Source organism: Mesorhizobium sp. B2-4-1 (assembly GCF_006442185.1).
Lineage (GTDB): Bacteria > Pseudomonadota > Alphaproteobacteria > Rhizobiales > Rhizobiaceae > Mesorhizobium.
Map to the genome: position 1 here is coordinate 1 of NZ_VFVN01000021.1, position 16135 is coordinate 16135.

Here is a 16135-nt window from a genome sequence, read left to right on the forward strand (position 1 = left end):
TCGGCGAGCAGGGCGACATTCCTACTTTGCGGAATCAAGACATTTCTATTTTGCGGCAATAACTTAGAGTTGCATAAATACATTGTGGAACTAACATTATGAACGGATTCTGGTACCGAACTGCGAGCGTTCTGAAATCCTTTTCAATGTCCGTTAGCACGATTAGATGGGGTTGGGTACCTGTAGCAGCACCGGTTGGCTTGGCGTTCGCAATACGGCGATCAGGCCGACTCGACAGGAATGCGCATTCTCCGGCCCACGGCTTAGGCGTGGAAAGGAGAGCCGAATGCGATATCATTGCAGCTTTGCGGCCGTTCTGCATTCTGTGTGCACCGTGCGGTCCGGCCTACTCTCGAAGGGCGGGTAGTAGGGATATGTCGTGGTGCACCAAAACACCGAATACCTGTTTACTTGGATGTCATGGCTCACACTATCTGGGCAACCACCATGGCTACGGTCGTCTCCACGACACGGCTTCCATCAATCGTTAGCCAAAGCGAGGCGTCGTCGTTCGCACCGCATGGGCCGTGATTTCTTCCGCCCTGGTAAGCGCCGCCCGCTTCAATCAAATGACCGTTGATCGAGCAATAGAAAGTTTGGGTATTCAAGTCCCGAAGGAAATATATGCCGTGCGGCTTCAGGGCCTTCTGCATTTCCTCGATATGGGGCGGGTCATCAATGACATTGTAGAGAGCGAACGTTCGCATCTGGAAAAAGCCGATTTCAGGAACGCAATTCACGGCTATGAATTTCCAGTACTGGTCGGCATGACTCGGCGTCGATAGCGCCCCAAGTAGCATCGCAGTTTGCAAGATGCAGGAGAGGGATCGGCGCTGCGGTTTTGCAGCCGCAGCTGACCGCAAAATAAATCTGACAGCGACCAGGACCACCATAAAGAGTATCCGCATTTGCCCCCTCCGCGGTTGGAACATAGCGCTCCGCAATACGCCTTGCGACTCACCCGAATCGAGTGATCGAGCCGCTGTTGCCCAACAAACCCCGAGGCGTGCCGTGTGTCGACGACCCAGGGGGAACGCGCGGTTTGAATGATGGAAATTCGCGCGCTACCAGGTCAGCCCCTTGAAATTTCGGCTTGACGTCTGGTCTGGCGCCCAACATGACGGTCCCGACGAGACTGCGCTTGAAGCGGCAGCGGGCCTTGCGGGAAACGGACCGAAACCGAGGACCAGATCCGCACCGATCGACCAAATTATACTGCGGCAATTTCGCTGCCAGCCGTGTGGTCAAAGACGTAATGAAGGCGGACACAGCCCTGGTCGAGAGCGCTTGCCTGAAGCAAACGCAGACCCGTACGAAAACCCGTACGGGGAAAGAGGGGTGTTCCGCCGCCTATGAGCTCCGGCATCACGTAAATCTCGATTTCGTCCAGCGCGCATCGCTCGATGAAGGCCATCTGCAATTTCCCTCCGCCGAGAACCCAGACATCTCCGTCGCTGAGATCCCGCAGCTCCGTGATAAGCTCGTCGATGTCGCTGCGCTTCTCTAACTGTCCCTTCGGTGCCGCAATTGGCCTGGAGGTGACAACCACAACGCGCTGCTCGTCGTAGGCCCATGGCGAGCCGTCTTTCTCGAGAAAGTCATAGGTGCCTCGACCCATCACAACCGTCCCGATCCGCTTGATGAATTTGCGGTAATCGTGCTCTCCAAGCTCGAGATCATTATACTCGAACAGCCAATCAAGACTCTCCTCTTCGGTGGCGATGTATCCGTCGAGGCTGGTCGCGATGTACCCGCGAATCCTGGCCATAACTGCTTTCCTCTTGATAATAAGCGAATGATCGTTTATAAATTAAAATATGGGTAGAAGCAAGACTATTTCGGATAGGGCGGTTCTCGACAGGCTGCTAGCCGCTTTGGAAACGGTCGCACCGGATGCGTTGACTTTTTCGAAGGCGTCACATGCGGTGGGATTGTCCGGCGCCACGCTCGTGCAGCGTTTCGGCACACGCGAGGGGATGATCGAGGCGGTCCTGCTACACGCTTGGGATCGTATCGACGCGCTTACTGCCAGAGCCGACGCGGAGGCTCCCGTCAGTCCGGCTGGTGCGATCTCAATGCTGATCCGGCTCATGCCCGGCGACGCGGTAGAGTACGCATTCGCAGACGGACTCCTTTTGTTGCGGGAGGATCTGCGGAATCCAAGCCTTCGGGCACGTGGATGCGCCTGGGGGGTATATCTTGCTCAGGCCTTAGGTGGGCGGCTCACCAAGAACGCTATACTTGCCGAGCGGATGGGCTGGCAAATGGCCAGCATATGGCAGGGAGCCCTTATCTGGTCGGCATTCAAACGCGACAGTGATCCTGCTGCTGAGATTGAGGCTGTGCTTGAAGACTGGTGCCGTAGCATTGGTGCCTTCTGAGGCGGGCAGCTTATGCTGGAGTATAGGATCCATGAACGTTTCGTTTCGCGGGAAATGATCGGATTGATGGTCCCGGTGCTTCATCGTTGTCGTTCCTCAACTTTTCAAGCCGTGTCTGGCAGATCGTTTCAATGCGACCGATCAGGTCGGAGACCTGCGCACGACTCCGCATCTGGTGGAACGGGTACTGTAAAATGAAGCAGGACTGGGTACCGTCCAACATCCCCGAAAAGAGGTATTCTTGGCCGCTCGGTCGGATGATTTCCAGCGCATGCGGTGTTGTGTACTGTAAAGGCAGAGTAAATCCGGGGAGCACCGATGCTCAAAGCCGCACTCGCCTTTCTCGTACTTATGACCGAGCCCGCCATGGCGTTCGACCAGACTTTCCTTGGCACATGGGCGCCAGATGCAGCCGCGTGCGCAGATGCCGACAGCACTGTGCGTTTCATGGTCACGGCGAAGAAGCTGGAAGGGCGGGAATTCGCCTGCAAACTGAAGCGCGCGTCGCGGGTCGGGTCTGACTGGCGCGTGCACTATTCCTGTATCGGCGAGGGCGAAGCCTACAGCCGCAACCTGAAATGGCGCCTGGGCGCGAACGGTCATCTAGTGGAACAGGCGGATGGCGAGACCACGGAATACATGCGGTGTGGAGGAGCAAAGGCGCCAGACGCGGCGACAAGGGCGGCGGCGGACGACTTCGCGGGCAAATACGCCGGTTCCAAAGACACCTACGAATGGGACGCGGTCATCACTCCCAAAGGCGGCCAGAGCTATTCGGTCCACATCGGGGTCAGTTCGTCAAAACCGGCCTGTATCGGCGAGACGGAAGCGGTCGGCCGGTTGCAGGGAGGCCGGATCGTCACGCACTCGGGGGACCCCGACGATGCGTGCGTGCTGGTCATTTCCAAGAGTGGCAACGGCATCGATGTCGAAGAGAAGCGGGGTTGTCAGGATCACGGCGCGGCCTGCACATTCACCAGCCGCATGAAGAGGGTCGCGTGGTAGTGCCTGTCAGCCGACCGCGCGGATGGATCCGGGTCGATCCTTCCACGCTGTGGCCCGCCAAACGATAAGGGCCGGGCCAATCAATCGAGACGGCAGTTGTACACTGCGCGGTCCAAAGCTGTCCGCTGCGGTCAGTGCGATTGCTCCCAAACATAAACCTGCATGCGGTCGAAGACCGTTCGGACCGCATCAGATCCCTCCGGCACGTTGGTGCGCATTGCCTCCAGGACGTCCTTCGGTGCCTGATCGATGACGGCCTGCTCCGCTTTGAGATCCGGTTTGGGCAAAAGCCGCATATCCCGTGAGGGCCAGCCGTCTTTCGGCGGCGGAATCGCCTGTTCGAAAAGATAGGCTGGCACGTACGAAGAATCCTCGAACATCCACGAGCTGCCATCACTCGCCGGATAAACGCGCCGCCCATCCGGCACGCGATAAGCCATCTTCTCCATCGCCGCGACTTGCTCGGTTGCCTCTGCAAGCTTCTTCTCATGCTCAGCCTGCATCTGATCCAGGACCTTGCCCGTGGCCTTCAGGCCCGCCTGAAAATCCTCGAATGCCTTGGCGTTCTTCCCATCGAGGTCGGTCAACGACTGGCCGGCTGGTTTCTGCGCGGGAGTCTCGGGCTGGACGTCCTTTACCGGCTCCTCCTTGCAGAAATAGATGATTGCTCCAAGAATTTGTCCTTCCGCACCCAAGGCCCATGCCGTCTTGTCATCACCCAACGCGTCCAGCAGCGCCTTGAGATCAGCCGGGATCGCGCCATCAGTGGTGACGAGCTTCTCGCTCAGACAGCCAGCATAGGCGTCATCGCCCTCGGAAGTGACGCGCGCCAGCTGAGTATTCACCGCGATCGTAGCAGCACCCAGCCTGGCGGCATCGTCCTGGTACTCGGAATGGAAAGCGTCGGTAGGATGAACGCTCACGTTATCGCGCGCCAGGTCGGGGTATGCCGCTTGCGCGGCCGGATTGCACGTTTCGGAAATCGCCTCAACGATGGACTGTTCGACGCCGGTTTTCGCGGGGGTTATTGTCGAATAAAGCTTGATTTTGAAGGCATCGTAGACGGGCAGGAAGGCCGGGCCGTGCTTCACAAAGTTCTTCTCGATACAGCCGGCCAGCTTTCCGTTCTGGAGCCGCGCGCTGCGCAAAACCTCTGTAGAGAATGCGATCTGAAGATCGACATCCTGCCTGCGGTAGTTGACAAAGAAGTCGTAGAGGGATGTCGCCCGTGCCGGCGCCAGCGACATGCCAACCGCCAGCATGGCAACTATCAGTCGCGCGGCCAATGTACCAGAAGAACAAGGTGGTGCTACTGCTGGCACTTTCTTAGATCCTCACTGACGCTCGGCAGAAGGTTGACCACGGTCGAGTAGTTCCGGCGCGGATCGGATTTCAGGTAAGCGCCTTCAACCGCAGTCAGCCGCTGTTCAAGAATAGGACCTGCGCAAGCACAATAAGGTGCCGTCTCGGGTTGGTTTGCAGGTAGGGCCTTCGTACACATCTCGGCTACGCCCAGTTTATCATTTGGAATTCCGCTTGTCGGGTCTGCGAGGAATTCCTCGGCATTTGCAAAAAAGGTTTGCATGTCGGGGTCTTTACAGGAAATTTCGGTGACGAGTTCTCCATCGGCCTCGGCGCGATCCTGAGCGGCCGCGTCTCGGACCATGTCGTTCATGAACTGCCCGGGGTTGTTGAGGGCTTTTCCAAGCCACTGCCCCTCCTGCAACAGGAACTCTGCATTGTTGTTCTGAGCATCTTCGCTGGTCCCGAATACGCCCGATCCCAGTCCTCGCTGAAGCACTGCTCGCAATAATTTTTCCGTGAGGGTTCCCGGGCAGGCCTGATTGATCGGCCTGACCATCCCCACGATAGCGGCGAAGGCGTCCGCCTGATCGTTTCTGAGCGTTAAGAAATCGTGATCAAAAATCGCCCCCACAAGCTGCCGATTCTTCAACTCGGGGGAGTGGAAGATCGAAGCCACATTCTGGCCACGGCTGGCTGGTGATGATGTCCCCGCGACCGCGGCACTGCCCGTCGTATGGGCCGCAAACCATCCGTCCAGGCCGCGCATGTAAGCCTGCCACATGGGAGATGTCATGACGTCGGAATGGCCGGATTGGAGCTCCGCGACGGCGCTCGATATGGTTCCGATCTCGCCGATGTCCGTGGCTTGGGTCACGACGCTCGCCAGCCCGGCCACGACTTGCGGAATTGCGCCGTCTATCTCCTGCGAGGCAGATTGCATGGCGGTCTTGTAGGAAGCGAATTCTGAAAATCTCCCGAGCTCGTTTTCGGTCTTGCTCTTCCACTGTTGCAGGTGGCTGAGCGAGAATATGTCCGCCCCGACGTACTCGACATGGGTGCGGCCGAGCGCGATTATCTCCGTCAAATCCGCATTGACGATCCCGATAGCGACGGTCTCAGCCGAAGCGACTTCTGCGGCTTGGTCCGCACTTCTCAGGGCGTCGATCATATCCGCAATGACGCTCAACCTGTCGAGCGGTCTTGGACTGCCTTGCTTTGCCGGTGGTTCCGCATGCACGGCGACGATTGCGATCTCCGCCTCGCGGTCGATCAGGGGCTTGAGCACGGCTTGGCGAACCTGCATCAGCACCGGCTCCAATTGCACCTCGAGCGGCGAGACATATGCCCGCAATTTCATGAAGCCATCGGCCGTCGCACTGAAATTTGCCCCAGCCTGGGCCACCTGTTTGACGCGGTTCTCCACGGTGGAGATGATCGCCAATCCGCCATCTTCGTCACCTAGATGGTTCAAGTACGGAAGTATTATTTTCACCAGCGCGGGGCTGTCGTCGAAATAGAGCGGATGAGCCAGGCACTCGCGCGCAAGCTCCGTCCATCTGAACCAGATTTCCTGGTCTCCTTTCTGTCGCGTATCCAGTGTGGTCAGCGGACGCCCCAGGAACTTCCTGGTCATCGAATCGTGGAATGCGCTGGCGATCAGCAGCTTCATGGGGGGGTCTGTCGTAATGTTCTTGGTCAGGTCGAGTTTAGGCGCGCCAGTTTGAATCTGATGCGACCACGCCAACATGCTCACGCAGAACGGAAGGCCTTGCGCTGGTACATATGCCGGATCGGCTTTAGCGTGCGAGATCGCCTGCAGGACCGCCTCAGGAAACTTCTTTCTCTGCAAACGCACCTCACAGGATGGCGCAAGATGCATCGCCAGCGTGGATCCGCCATCCTCAAGTTCCACGTTCGCGGATTTGGGAAGCGTGACGAAATCATTGTTGCGGATGATGCTCATTTCGGAGAGATCGATGGTGCCGATGGTCAGGTCGTATTTTGCTGCGTATCGCACGATCGTCTGCTGATCTCCCCGCGACATCACATAGGCGGAATTCGCCTTATCGATCGACCCAAGGACAACGAAGTCATACGTCGTATTCTTCGGCGCGCACGGCGCAGTGCCTTCCCAAATCTCCCGATCCGTAGGCTCGACAGCAACTCCGTCCTCGATCGATAGCGTGTCCACGTTCGTAAGGGCGGGACCGGGACCAGAGGAAAGCGCACTGCCCACTAGTTCGCGCAATTGCGCCTGACGCTCAGGAGGGAAATTGGGCGCGATAAGTTGCAGGAGAGTGATGTCGCTAACAGCAATGGGATGCCCGCCGATTTCTTTCAAGGTTGTCTGCCACCAATCGTCCATTACCTTGGAATATCTTTGCTGCTGATCTGCGGTAAGGAATTGAAAATACGATCTTAACCTTATGTCGTAATTCTGGAAAAATCGGAGATCACGAATGTCCCTTGGCAATTTTTGAATCAATTGAACAAGCACGTCGGCATTCTGAACGTAAATATCGTTTCGGCTCGGAAGCTTCAGAACCTGCTTGCGAGCGTCCCCCGCCGGTCTTGCAGCAGGTGTCGTAGACGCAGATGCCGCTGTGCTGCCTGGAACTGCCTGCGCGGTGGCACCCAGTTGGGACAGTTCGAAAATCCGCTCCCTGTACAAAGTGGAAACGCATGTCGGAGCGGTGCATTTGTTTCTCTGCTTAATCCAACGTTTCTGAGCAGCCACGAGTTCCGGTGCCTTCCGGCCGTCAATCGCTTGAAAAGCCGCGTACAGTTTCTCGTCCAGATCGGAGAGCAATGCATCAGCACAGATCATGCGCTCGACGGAAAGTCTCGCACGAGAACAATCGAAGCTTGCTCCTGCAGCCTTTTGTGGCGCATCCAAAAGGAGAGCGGCGGCTGCGACGCAGAGCGTCATAAAAATTCGCATAGCCGCCCTCCGCAAAAGTGTCGTTCCAGCACGTTTACAACACCGCCAAGCTGATGCCGGAACAGTCACACCTGTCGCTGGCCTAGAGTCAGAACCACTGCCGCAACCGCCATGCCGCAGATCGGGATCGGTTGCCTGCAGAAGGATGCTCCCGCCCAAACCTCCGCGCCACCTGATACCCAGAATCCCGCAGTATCGACGTACAAATCCGATTATAGGCAAGGCAGGATAGCCTCGGTCATCTCACGTATCGACACAAGTACGCCTTTCGGAGAGCGACTCTGTCCGACGAGCGAGGCAAGCTCCCTTGTCTTGGTTTTGATCTGCGTTCGGAAACCCTGCTCTCTTGCAGCTAGTCTTGACTTCTCCGCAGCCGCGCGAGTTCTCGTCTCATTGCCAAAAATGCCCGCTTGCCCAGCGCGCGCAAGTTGTGCACTTGAGACTATCTTGGCTAGTCTCGTCGGTGCCGGCGGCGACCTCGTCTGGGTCCACACCACCCTGTCGTTTTCGAGCCTTCGTAGCTATTTCGTCTTTCGGGGATCGTCGGCCGGATTGATGTACTTTATGCCCCACGGGCCGTTAGTGGTGAGCTGGAGCACCGTCTCTTCGTCGAAATAAGCAAAATGCGCCATGCCTGGCGGCAAAGCGAAGTAGCTGCCCGCAGGAATTACTTTGACGGCGCTACGGTTGGCGGTCTCGCCCATGCCAAGATTAATGGTTCCCGATATTACTGTGTCAACTTCAAGCCCCGGATGCGTATGGGGCGCGATCGCATACCCAGCCGGCAATTTGAGCCGAAGGGCAAACGGACCTTCCTTGGCCGGATCGCCGTACAGGATTGCCAACTCTGCTCCAGCAGGAAGCGTTTTGGGGCCCGGACCCCACTTAACCTCGCTGGGAGTGGTCACAGTGTGCGCGTCCTCGGCCGAAGCAAAGGGGGCGATTGCGCAGGATATGATCCAGCCGACTGCAAGTAGCGATGCAACTTTCATGGTAGCCTCCCGTCTAGGCGGGCTACCCATTCCGGCGGCGTGCCGGGTTGGGCTCGCCAAAACCACTGAGGATAGGTCCGCGCGTCACACCTAGGCAAGCGATTTGTCGGCTCAGTATAACCGCTGCCCTTGGCGAAAGCGCATGCGAGTCTCGCGCATGCGCTTCACCCAAGGGAATTTTCGAGCACGCTTCTCAAACGATATTGACGTGCCGCGTTACCTGGCCATTGCTCTCCCAGTATGTGTGCTTTTTTGCAATCAAAGGATCGTCCATAGCCGGTTGAACTTGCCCCTCTGTACTGACCGCGCGCGAGGTGACGGCGTGCTCTCCGGCGGAAGGCTTGGGCCAGTCGACGGACCATAGTTTCCAGGCAAAGTCCGCCTTGTCGGTTTCGTCGATGGCCGCCGGCATCCATGGCCCGTCATCGATCTTCACCTCGACCCGGTCGACCGGTGCGCCCCAGGCGGCCCCGACGATCCGGTAGTCATCGCCGATATGAGTGACCCGGGCCGGTGCCGATTTCAGCCTCGCCCGCCCGACCGAAGTTTCCACCCATACTGTCTCGCCGTTGTGGTCTTCCTCGCGCAGCGTGACATAATCGCGTCCCATGAACCGGTTCTCGAAGCGCTGATCGTTCACGTCTATGCGCTTGATCCATTTGACGTTCGCGATCCCGTACCATCCCGGCGCAATCAGCCGCAGCGGGAAGCCGTTGTCAGGAGGCAAGGGGACCCATTCATCTCGTAGCAAAGGATGTTTTTGGGATCCATGGCGTCGGCAAGTGACATGCTGCGCGCAAAATTCTGCGTGAACTTGACGTCGTCGGCCCGCTTGATTTCCCCTTTATCGGTGCCCCAGAAGACGACCTCGATACCAGTGTCGAGGACTCCGGCCTCCTTGAGGATCGGCGCGAGCGGCGTGCCCGCCCAGCGCGCATTGCCAATGCCGCCATTGAAAAACGGCAGACCGGTATTGCCCGAACATTCGACCGTGAAGGTGACTTCCTGGCGCGGTCGAGCCTTGATGTCGGCGAGCGTCAGGGTTGTCGGCTTTTTAACGGAGCCGCCGATTTCGAGTTTCCAGGTGCTTTCGTCGATCACCGGCCGGTCGAAATGCGCGATTGAAAAGAACTTGTCGTTGGGCGTCACCCAGGAATCGAGATCCTCCCACACCAGCTGATTTTTGATGACTTCCGGAACCGGGTTCGGCGGCAGCTGATCCAACCATTTGATGACTTCCTCGCCGGCCCGGCTTGGAAAGGCAGAGGCAATCCGCGATTGAAAGGACGCCAACGCTGCGAGGGCTGCCCCGCCTTGAACGATGAATTCACGTCTGGGAAGGTAATGCATGACGACTTCTCCTCCAGTGAAAAGCTCAGTTCTCCTTCAGTGATAGATGCAATAGCGACCGGGATCGCGCAAAGCAGAGGCCGGCCGCGGCGGGCAATTATGAGAGCACGGAACAGACCGAGTTAGAAGCGCATCTTAAGGCGGCGTCTTCCACTCTCGTTCGCCAGCTAAGGTCCAGCACGCGATCTGGAACCATACGCCCCATTTGTTGTCGTGGCGAGGGTTGCGGCTCGGAATCTTCCGCATCACGCCTTACACCCGGTTTGCGGTTCAACAAGCTCCGCCACAGGCGAAATGGACAGGACGGATACGATTGAACGGCAATGACCGTGGAATCAGACCCCGCATTTCGCGTAAAAGGGGATACTCGTGTGGTTGTGCTGGAATTTGATGCGAGTGTCGTTTCCAAGTACCTGAAAACGCTTCCATCCGGCCACGCTGCAAGTTGGCGGCTATCTGAAGCCAGCTTTAAAAGCCATTTAGGATCCACGGATCGGTGTCGTATCCGAGGCGCGGCTTTTCCGGCGTTGTTCCATCCGGCAATTTGGCCGTGCCAGTCAAAGCGCAGTCCAGATCTCTCACCGGCTTCTTGGTCGAATGCTTCTTAGAACACAGGGCCGCAGCATCACCGACCACCACTTTCTTCTCCTTGGCAAAGGCACCACCAGTCGCAGCGATCACGATCGCCGCGAAAAATATTGCTACTCTCATCGGACTTCCCCACCGGTCGCGCATCCCCGATGCCAGACATTACGTTACGTCATTTTATATTAGCGCAAGCGAATGTTTAGTTCTCCGGCCCGTCTCGCACGGACGGCAAAGGCATCGAGGCGGGCTGCTCTTCCATTTCGCGATGGCTTTTACGCCAAGCTCGTCCGCTGCCGAAACCGCACCGCCCCGCCAGGGGTGCGTCCACAGAAGCGCGCCGCCTATTGGGAGCATCGGCAACGGGGCAGATAGGCGGACCGGTGTCGAAGGGCCTGAAAAGAAAAGGCCGAATGGCTCAAGCCAGGCCTTGTCGGTCGGGTCAAATTCTTCAAGGGTGAAGAAAAAGCTTCGCCCGCGCGAAACTACTGGATTAAAGGGAGACGTGAATGGCGGTTGCGAAAGAGGTACCTGGATGACCGCCGTCGGAAAACCGGTCCTCTACCCAGTCACGGAAACGGAGTTTGTGGCGAGTCTGATCAAGCACGCCAGTGATCAGCCGACGGTACAGTTTCTGCAGTACACCTATAGGGTCCAGCAAACGCTCGACCAGGATATCGAAAATTGGGAAGAGCCCGCCGAGGGCAAGGTCGATCAAACGATCGAATGGCTCCAGGAGCGCAACACCAATCCCGACGTCGTGATCACGCCGGATAATTATCGCATCTACGCCCGGAGCCTCGCGGTAAACCTGCTTTTCGTGATCAGTAACGACCGTCCCATCCAGCAGGACCACCGGGTCGCCAATGAGAGCAAATGGGAGGAGAGGCAGCAGGGCGAATATTGGCGATGCGTGGCGATTTGCTCGACCGGCTGGCGGGAGACTTAGAGCGGCTTGCCGGCGCGGAGCATGGCGCGCGACAGCCAACTGAGCTTCCGTCCTGGCGTTCTCTTTCTGGGTCATTTTATCGACCGCGATGAGCCGTCGTTCGCGGTCGTGTCAGCGTGCGGGTTGCGTGCACCGATGACCGCGAACAAGGTGGCGAGGAGGGCAAGCCCTCCGTACCCGACGGCTATTTGCGGCAGCGAGAAAGTGTTGGACAGCTTGCCGGAGATGAGGCTGGGGAAGGCGGCGCCGCTGTAGCAGAGGAGATAGATCGCGCTGAAGATCGGTGCGCGGTCGGCTAGCGTGCTGCCGCGCAACAGACCGCGTGTCGCGGCGCTGATGGCGATGCCTTGGCCGGCGCCCGCAAGGATGGTTGCGATGATGAAAAACACAAGTGTGCCGGCGGCGATCGCCGTGATGACGCCGATCATTCCGGTCAGGAAGATGACCATTCCGACGCGTTGGGCGACCGCCGATGTGAACCGGCCGCCGATAGGAGCGCCGAGAACGCTGGGCGTCATATAGGCGGCGAACACCAATCCGAGAATGAGCGGGCTGCGGGTCTGGAGTTGATCTTCCACCAGCGCAGGCACGAACGCTTGGTAGAAGGCTCCGGTCGCCCAGGTGGCCAGGAACACCGCTGCCGCCACAGGGAGCAGATGCCTAACGTGGGCCGGTACGCCCACCCGAGGCAACAGCGATCGCCAAGCGCCCGGGGTCAGAGTTGCGGTTTCCGGGCTGATTGAGATGAGTCCACCAGACAGCAATAGAAAGCCGACGCAAACCAGATAGATGAGGTCGCGTGGCCAAGGGCCGAACTGGACCAAAGCACCGGAGGCGATGGCGCCGACAGTGAGGCCCAGCATCGGTCCCTGGCTGGAGGCGACGGAGGCCAACCATTCTGGCCTGCTGGGCGCGGCGTCGACGATGTAGGAAGTCAGGCTGCTGCTGGCCAACCCAGTGCCGACGCCCACCAGGAGCCGACCGGCCAGCAGGATTTCGATGTCGCGCACATTCAGCAACAGCAGACAGCCCAGCAGCAGCAGACCGAGGCTAGCGATCGAAGTGAGCCGGCGGCCCAGATGATTGGACAGACGTCCCAGCACCAACAGTGAGGCGATAGTGCCGATGGCGTACGCCACCACGGCCATAGAGATGCCGGCGTTGGTGAACCCGTCCTCCGCCCGGTAGGTGTTGTAGAGCGGGATTGGAGCGGCCGCTACGGCAAAGGAAGCGACCAGGGACACCATGGCGGATATGAAAGCCAGCTGGCGCATTCCGCCCCGGCGAGCCTCATTGATCACTGGTGGCACGTCTTGCACCGAGCCGTGCATTTCTGCCTCACGCAATTGAGCTTTGTCCGTTCCAGGCTGCGCTGCGCGTCACTCGAGAAGATCTGCGGAAGCGATAGGCATTGATTGCAGCGAGGAACGAAACCTTCCACTAGCCGGTGCATATGGTTTTCTTAGCGGCGCAGAAGAGCGCTGCGACAATCGTCGCCCTCAAGCCGCCCTACGCCTGTCCGCTCCCAAATGCGTCGCGGCTGGCTCCTCAGGCGCGTTAAAGACCGACGTGGTGAGTAGGACAGCGGCAGCGAGGACCCAGTAGTACCAGGCGTCGAGCCCAGCAAACTTGAAGGCGAACGGTGCGATGACAAACACGACGCCAACGGCCCGGTCGACCCAAAGATGCAGCCAGTAGGGAATGATATGGACGAGCCCGGTGGGATGGTCGGTAAGGGCGGGCAAGAGTAGCGCCGCGACACCGACAACAACCGAAAGCCATACCGCGATCGGTCCGCTCTGGCCGAGATTCAGCACAAACGGTGCTGCGATCAAGACGACAGCGACGGGATAATCGATGAGGTAGGCGTGCATAGACTTGGTGATGAAGCGGAACGACATTGGTGACTCCTATGGCTTGTTTGCTTGGGCGGGTCCTTGCGACGTGGATAGCGCATCATCTAAGAGGGCGATCACGACGCCTTACGCTAGCGGCCACTCCATGCGTCTCTCGGGTCAGCTCGGTTAATTGCACAGAGCTATCCCGAAAGGCTGACCATTAGAAATGCCGGGTTGTTATCGTTTCCATTCCAGTCGCCCGGCGCGCCATGGAAGCGTTAATGCGGCGTAGAGCGTCGGCCGACAGTAAGTGCGGAGTGCACTTCAGGCGCACGACGCGACCGTGCTTCAGACCTTACGTCATCAGCTTATTTCCTAGCCACCCCACAAGAGCCGGATCACTTGCCGCGCGTTATGCCGGGGTGCTTGCCTTCAACATTCGGCGTCGCAGCCGTCAGGCGACCTCTTCGATCACGAGGTCCCTTCCATTGAACGAGACCGTGTCACCGGCGCGCTTGCCTTCCAACTCAGCATAGATCGGCGCTTGCGTGGAGATGCCCATAATTTCGTTGCCGTCGCACGCAAATTTGGCCGTCGGCACGGCAACAACGAAAAACCGACCGTGTAGCTTCAGCATTGCGCCTTCTTCGACCTTGCTCTTTGGTCCGAAGTCTATCGTCGAGAGCTTCTCGATCTTGTCGGAGTGCGAGTGAACAGTGTCGTCGAAGGCTTCAGACAGGTCGCTTGCGAGCTCCGCCTGCGCTTGTTCATCGTCTTCGATCGGCTCACTTCTATCCAGTCGGGCGCTCGCGACATACTCCAGGTATTTTTCTCTCGCGCTCTCGAGGTCGCGCGCCTCGAGCGACAGCATTGTTTGCTTCACGATCTGCTTATTCATCTCACGTCGTTTTAAAGGAGGCGCCGCGGGCCGGCGCTGTGGTGACAGTGTCGGCAAGCCCGACCACTGCGCGCTCATTCGTTGTCGGGAACGTCAGCCCCCTGGTAAGGGATTCTCTCAACCCTGGAATCTCGTAGGATGCTGGCGACCAGACAGACGTAGGATTGCTTCACCGTGTCGACCCGAGCATGGAGGATGACTGCCCTAACGGACACGGGGGGAAGTCAGGAAACCCGATGCGCAGCACAAACCGCTCGGGATCCCGATCGAATTCCTCCTTAAATATCTTTCGCAGGCCATATCGGCTCGCTATTTCGTCTCCGTTGTCGTGACGTGTGGGGCGGTTCGCGTTTAGCTGTTCGTCAAGCCCCCGCGAGCGCTCCTGGTCCAAGGCATCAAAGGTATCGATCAACAAGCCCTTGCTGCCGCCCCCTGTCGGTGATCGCATAGATGTTGGAACCGTCTCCCGCTTCGGGCGGGCTCTCGAACCTTATCGCGCCATCAACGTGGGCGCCGCCGTCAGCTACGGGCTTCTCGGCAGTCAGGTCGTAGAGTTGGCCATCCCTTATCCGGTATTCGTGGTCGTAGCCGCGTCTCAAGAGATCTGAAACAGCCTCGACCATGTCCCTCGTGTCGAGGTTCATCTACATCCTCCTAGATTTTCGCCGCTCAGGCGGCAAAATATATCGGTCACAGGAACAGACCCGCGAACGCGAACACCACACGACAAGTGGTCCCTAGACACCCCCGCACCGAACGCTAGGTTTCGTGCCAGACGTTGGGAAATGCAGTACTGTTCTGGTTTCCATCCCCGCAATTGCGGCCGGATGAGATCCGGTCGCCCCTGGTCTAGCCGTCGGCCGCGACGTAGTTCGACGGGAAGAGCGCACGCATCGTTTCCTCGTCGTTCAGCTTCTTGAACTCGTGATCCCTTCCGACCGCGCGCGCCCTCGCGACGGCGGGGCGACGATCGATCGCGGCGAACCAGCGTTTGACGTTCGGGAACGGCGCCAAGGGATCGTCGGCGCCCTTCATCACACGTGAGGCACGGTCTATGCAACCCCAGGCGGACATGTCGGCGATCGTGTAGTCGGACCCGACGATATAGGCGCGGCCGACGAGTTCACTGTCGAGTACGCGATAGTGGCGCTCCGCTTCGCGGCGATATCTGTTGACGGCGTAGTCCAGGCCGTCGGGAGCCGCAAACTGGAAATGCACAGCCTGTCCCGAGAAGGGCCCCAGGCCTGTTGCTAGGAAGAAAAGCCATGACAAAAGCTCACCCCGGTCGGCGGGCTGACCAAGGAAGCGGCCTGTTTTCTCGGCCAGGTACAGCAGAATTGCGCTGGAATCGAAAACCCGCACCTCTTTTCCGCCTGGGCCTTCTGGGTCGACGATCACAGGGACCTTGCCATTGGGATTGACGGCGCGAAATGAGGGCTGGTGTTGTTCGCCTTTGCTGGCGTCGACCGACACCAGCTCATACGTTAGCTCAGACTCCTCCAAGAACAGGGCCACCTTGGCTGGATTGGGCGTAGGGTGGAAATAGAAGCTGATCATCGCTCACCTTCAGGATTTCACAGACTGCGCACAAGGGCCGGGCGCCGGGTCGACGGAGCCACTGGACCAAGCCGCCGACGCCACATTGCCAATGCGTTCGTCCCTACGGAAGTGCCGCTGCATTATCGATTTCATTCCCGACCGCCTGACGCCTACACTCGATCGCGACCGGCACCACGACCTGCAGCCCTCGGCGAGCATCACCTTCGCGCCGGGTCCCGACGCCACGCCCGCGGCGCGGACGTCTCCTGACCCGCCCCCGATCACGAACAAGGTCGACATCGAATTCCACTTCACCGGAAGGCGCTGAAGCGGCGGGCGCCAGTCTCGACGC

General features: G+C 58.7%; 16 protein-coding genes. 3 read left to right on the plus strand and 13 right to left on the minus strand.

What is annotated here, in order from left to right; translation table 11 throughout:
- Positions 1-425: 425 nt before the first annotated feature.
- Entirely contained in the window at positions 426-908 is a 483-nt protein-coding gene (locus tag FJ949_RS29565; RefSeq protein WP_140501434.1) for a hypothetical protein, read from the minus strand.
- A 302-nt stretch (positions 909-1210) separates the two neighbouring features.
- On the minus strand, positions 1211-1768 hold the full coding sequence (locus FJ949_RS29570) for a dihydrofolate reductase family protein (protein WP_140501436.1): 558 nt from the start codon (positions 1766-1768) through the stop codon (positions 1211-1213).
- 106 nt (positions 1769-1874) lie between these two features.
- On the opposite strand from FJ949_RS29570, the gene FJ949_RS29575 reads away from it, so the two are divergent.
- Both FJ949_RS29575 and FJ949_RS29580 read left to right on the plus strand, forming a co-directional pair.
- Positions 1875-2381 carry a TetR/AcrR family transcriptional regulator gene (locus FJ949_RS29575; protein WP_181172185.1) on the plus strand — a complete coding sequence of 169 codons (507 nt, stop codon included), beginning with the start codon at positions 1875-1877 and terminating at the stop codon, positions 2379-2381.
- A 318-nt stretch (positions 2382-2699) separates the two neighbouring features.
- Complete coding sequence (locus FJ949_RS29580; protein ID WP_140501458.1) at positions 2700-3386, plus strand: hypothetical protein; 687 nt, start codon at positions 2700-2702, stop codon at positions 3384-3386.
- Positions 3387-3517: 131 nt separating this feature from the next.
- Here FJ949_RS29580 and FJ949_RS29585 read toward each other — a convergent pair whose 3' ends face one another.
- From FJ949_RS29585 to FJ949_RS29605, 6 genes are all read right to left on the minus strand, one after another.
- Positions 3518-4648, minus strand: a complete 1131-nt coding sequence (locus tag FJ949_RS29585) for a hypothetical protein (protein ID WP_140501460.1) — start codon at positions 4646-4648, stop codon at positions 3518-3520.
- Positions 4649-4695: 47 nt separating this feature from the next.
- Complete coding sequence (locus FJ949_RS29590; protein WP_140501462.1) at positions 4696-7632, minus strand: lysozyme inhibitor LprI family protein; 2937 nt, start codon at positions 7630-7632, stop codon at positions 4696-4698.
- A gap of 521 nt (positions 7633-8153) precedes the next feature.
- A complete protein-coding gene (locus FJ949_RS29595) occupies positions 8154-8624 on the minus strand; it encodes a cupin domain-containing protein (protein WP_140501464.1) in 471 nt (156 codons plus the stop codon).
- A 193-nt stretch (positions 8625-8817) separates the two neighbouring features.
- On the minus strand, positions 8818-9351 hold the full coding sequence (locus FJ949_RS30945; RefSeq protein ID WP_246680051.1) for a molybdopterin-dependent oxidoreductase: 534 nt from the start codon (positions 9349-9351) through the stop codon (positions 8818-8820).
- Positions 9318-9974: a molybdopterin-dependent oxidoreductase gene (locus tag FJ949_RS30950; RefSeq protein ID WP_246680052.1), complete on the minus strand. Its 657-nt coding sequence runs from the start codon at positions 9972-9974 to the stop codon at positions 9318-9320. The genes FJ949_RS30945 and FJ949_RS30950 overlap by 34 nt, the downstream gene beginning before the upstream one ends.
- Before the next feature lie 468 nt (positions 9975-10442).
- The gene (locus tag FJ949_RS29605; protein ID WP_140501466.1) at positions 10443-10685 is read right to left on the minus strand and encodes a hypothetical protein; all 243 of its coding nucleotides are present in this window, start codon (positions 10683-10685) and stop codon (positions 10443-10445) included.
- Between the two features lie 409 nt (positions 10686-11094).
- On the opposite strand from FJ949_RS29605, the gene FJ949_RS29615 reads away from it, so the two are divergent.
- Positions 11095-11508 carry a hypothetical protein gene (locus tag FJ949_RS29615; RefSeq protein WP_140501470.1) on the plus strand — a complete coding sequence of 138 codons (414 nt, stop codon included), beginning with the start codon at positions 11095-11097 and terminating at the stop codon, positions 11506-11508.
- Positions 11509-11579: 71 nt separating this feature from the next.
- On the opposite strand, the gene FJ949_RS29620 is transcribed toward FJ949_RS29615, so the two are convergent.
- The 5 genes from FJ949_RS29620 to FJ949_RS29640 all read right to left on the minus strand — a co-directional run bounded on the left by FJ949_RS29620 (position 11580) and on the right by FJ949_RS29640 (position 15801).
- A complete protein-coding gene (locus FJ949_RS29620) occupies positions 11580-12854 on the minus strand; it encodes an MFS transporter (RefSeq protein WP_224647547.1) in 1275 nt (424 codons plus the stop codon).
- Positions 12855-13007: 153 nt separating this feature from the next.
- Positions 13008-13409, minus strand: a complete 402-nt coding sequence (locus FJ949_RS29625; RefSeq protein ID WP_140501472.1) for a hypothetical protein — start codon at positions 13407-13409, stop codon at positions 13008-13010.
- Positions 13410-13800: 391 nt separating this feature from the next.
- Positions 13801-14244 (minus strand): hypothetical protein, encoded by a 444-nt coding sequence (locus FJ949_RS29630; RefSeq protein WP_140501474.1) that lies wholly within the window; start codon positions 14242-14244, stop codon positions 13801-13803.
- Positions 14245-14639: 395 nt separating this feature from the next.
- Positions 14640-14888: a hypothetical protein gene (locus FJ949_RS30955; protein WP_224647545.1), complete on the minus strand. Its 249-nt coding sequence runs from the start codon at positions 14886-14888 to the stop codon at positions 14640-14642.
- Between the two features lie 205 nt (positions 14889-15093).
- Positions 15094-15801, minus strand: a complete 708-nt coding sequence (locus FJ949_RS29640; protein ID WP_140501476.1) for a glutathione S-transferase C-terminal domain-containing protein — start codon at positions 15799-15801, stop codon at positions 15094-15096.
- Between the last annotated feature and the right edge of the window lie 334 nt (positions 15802-16135).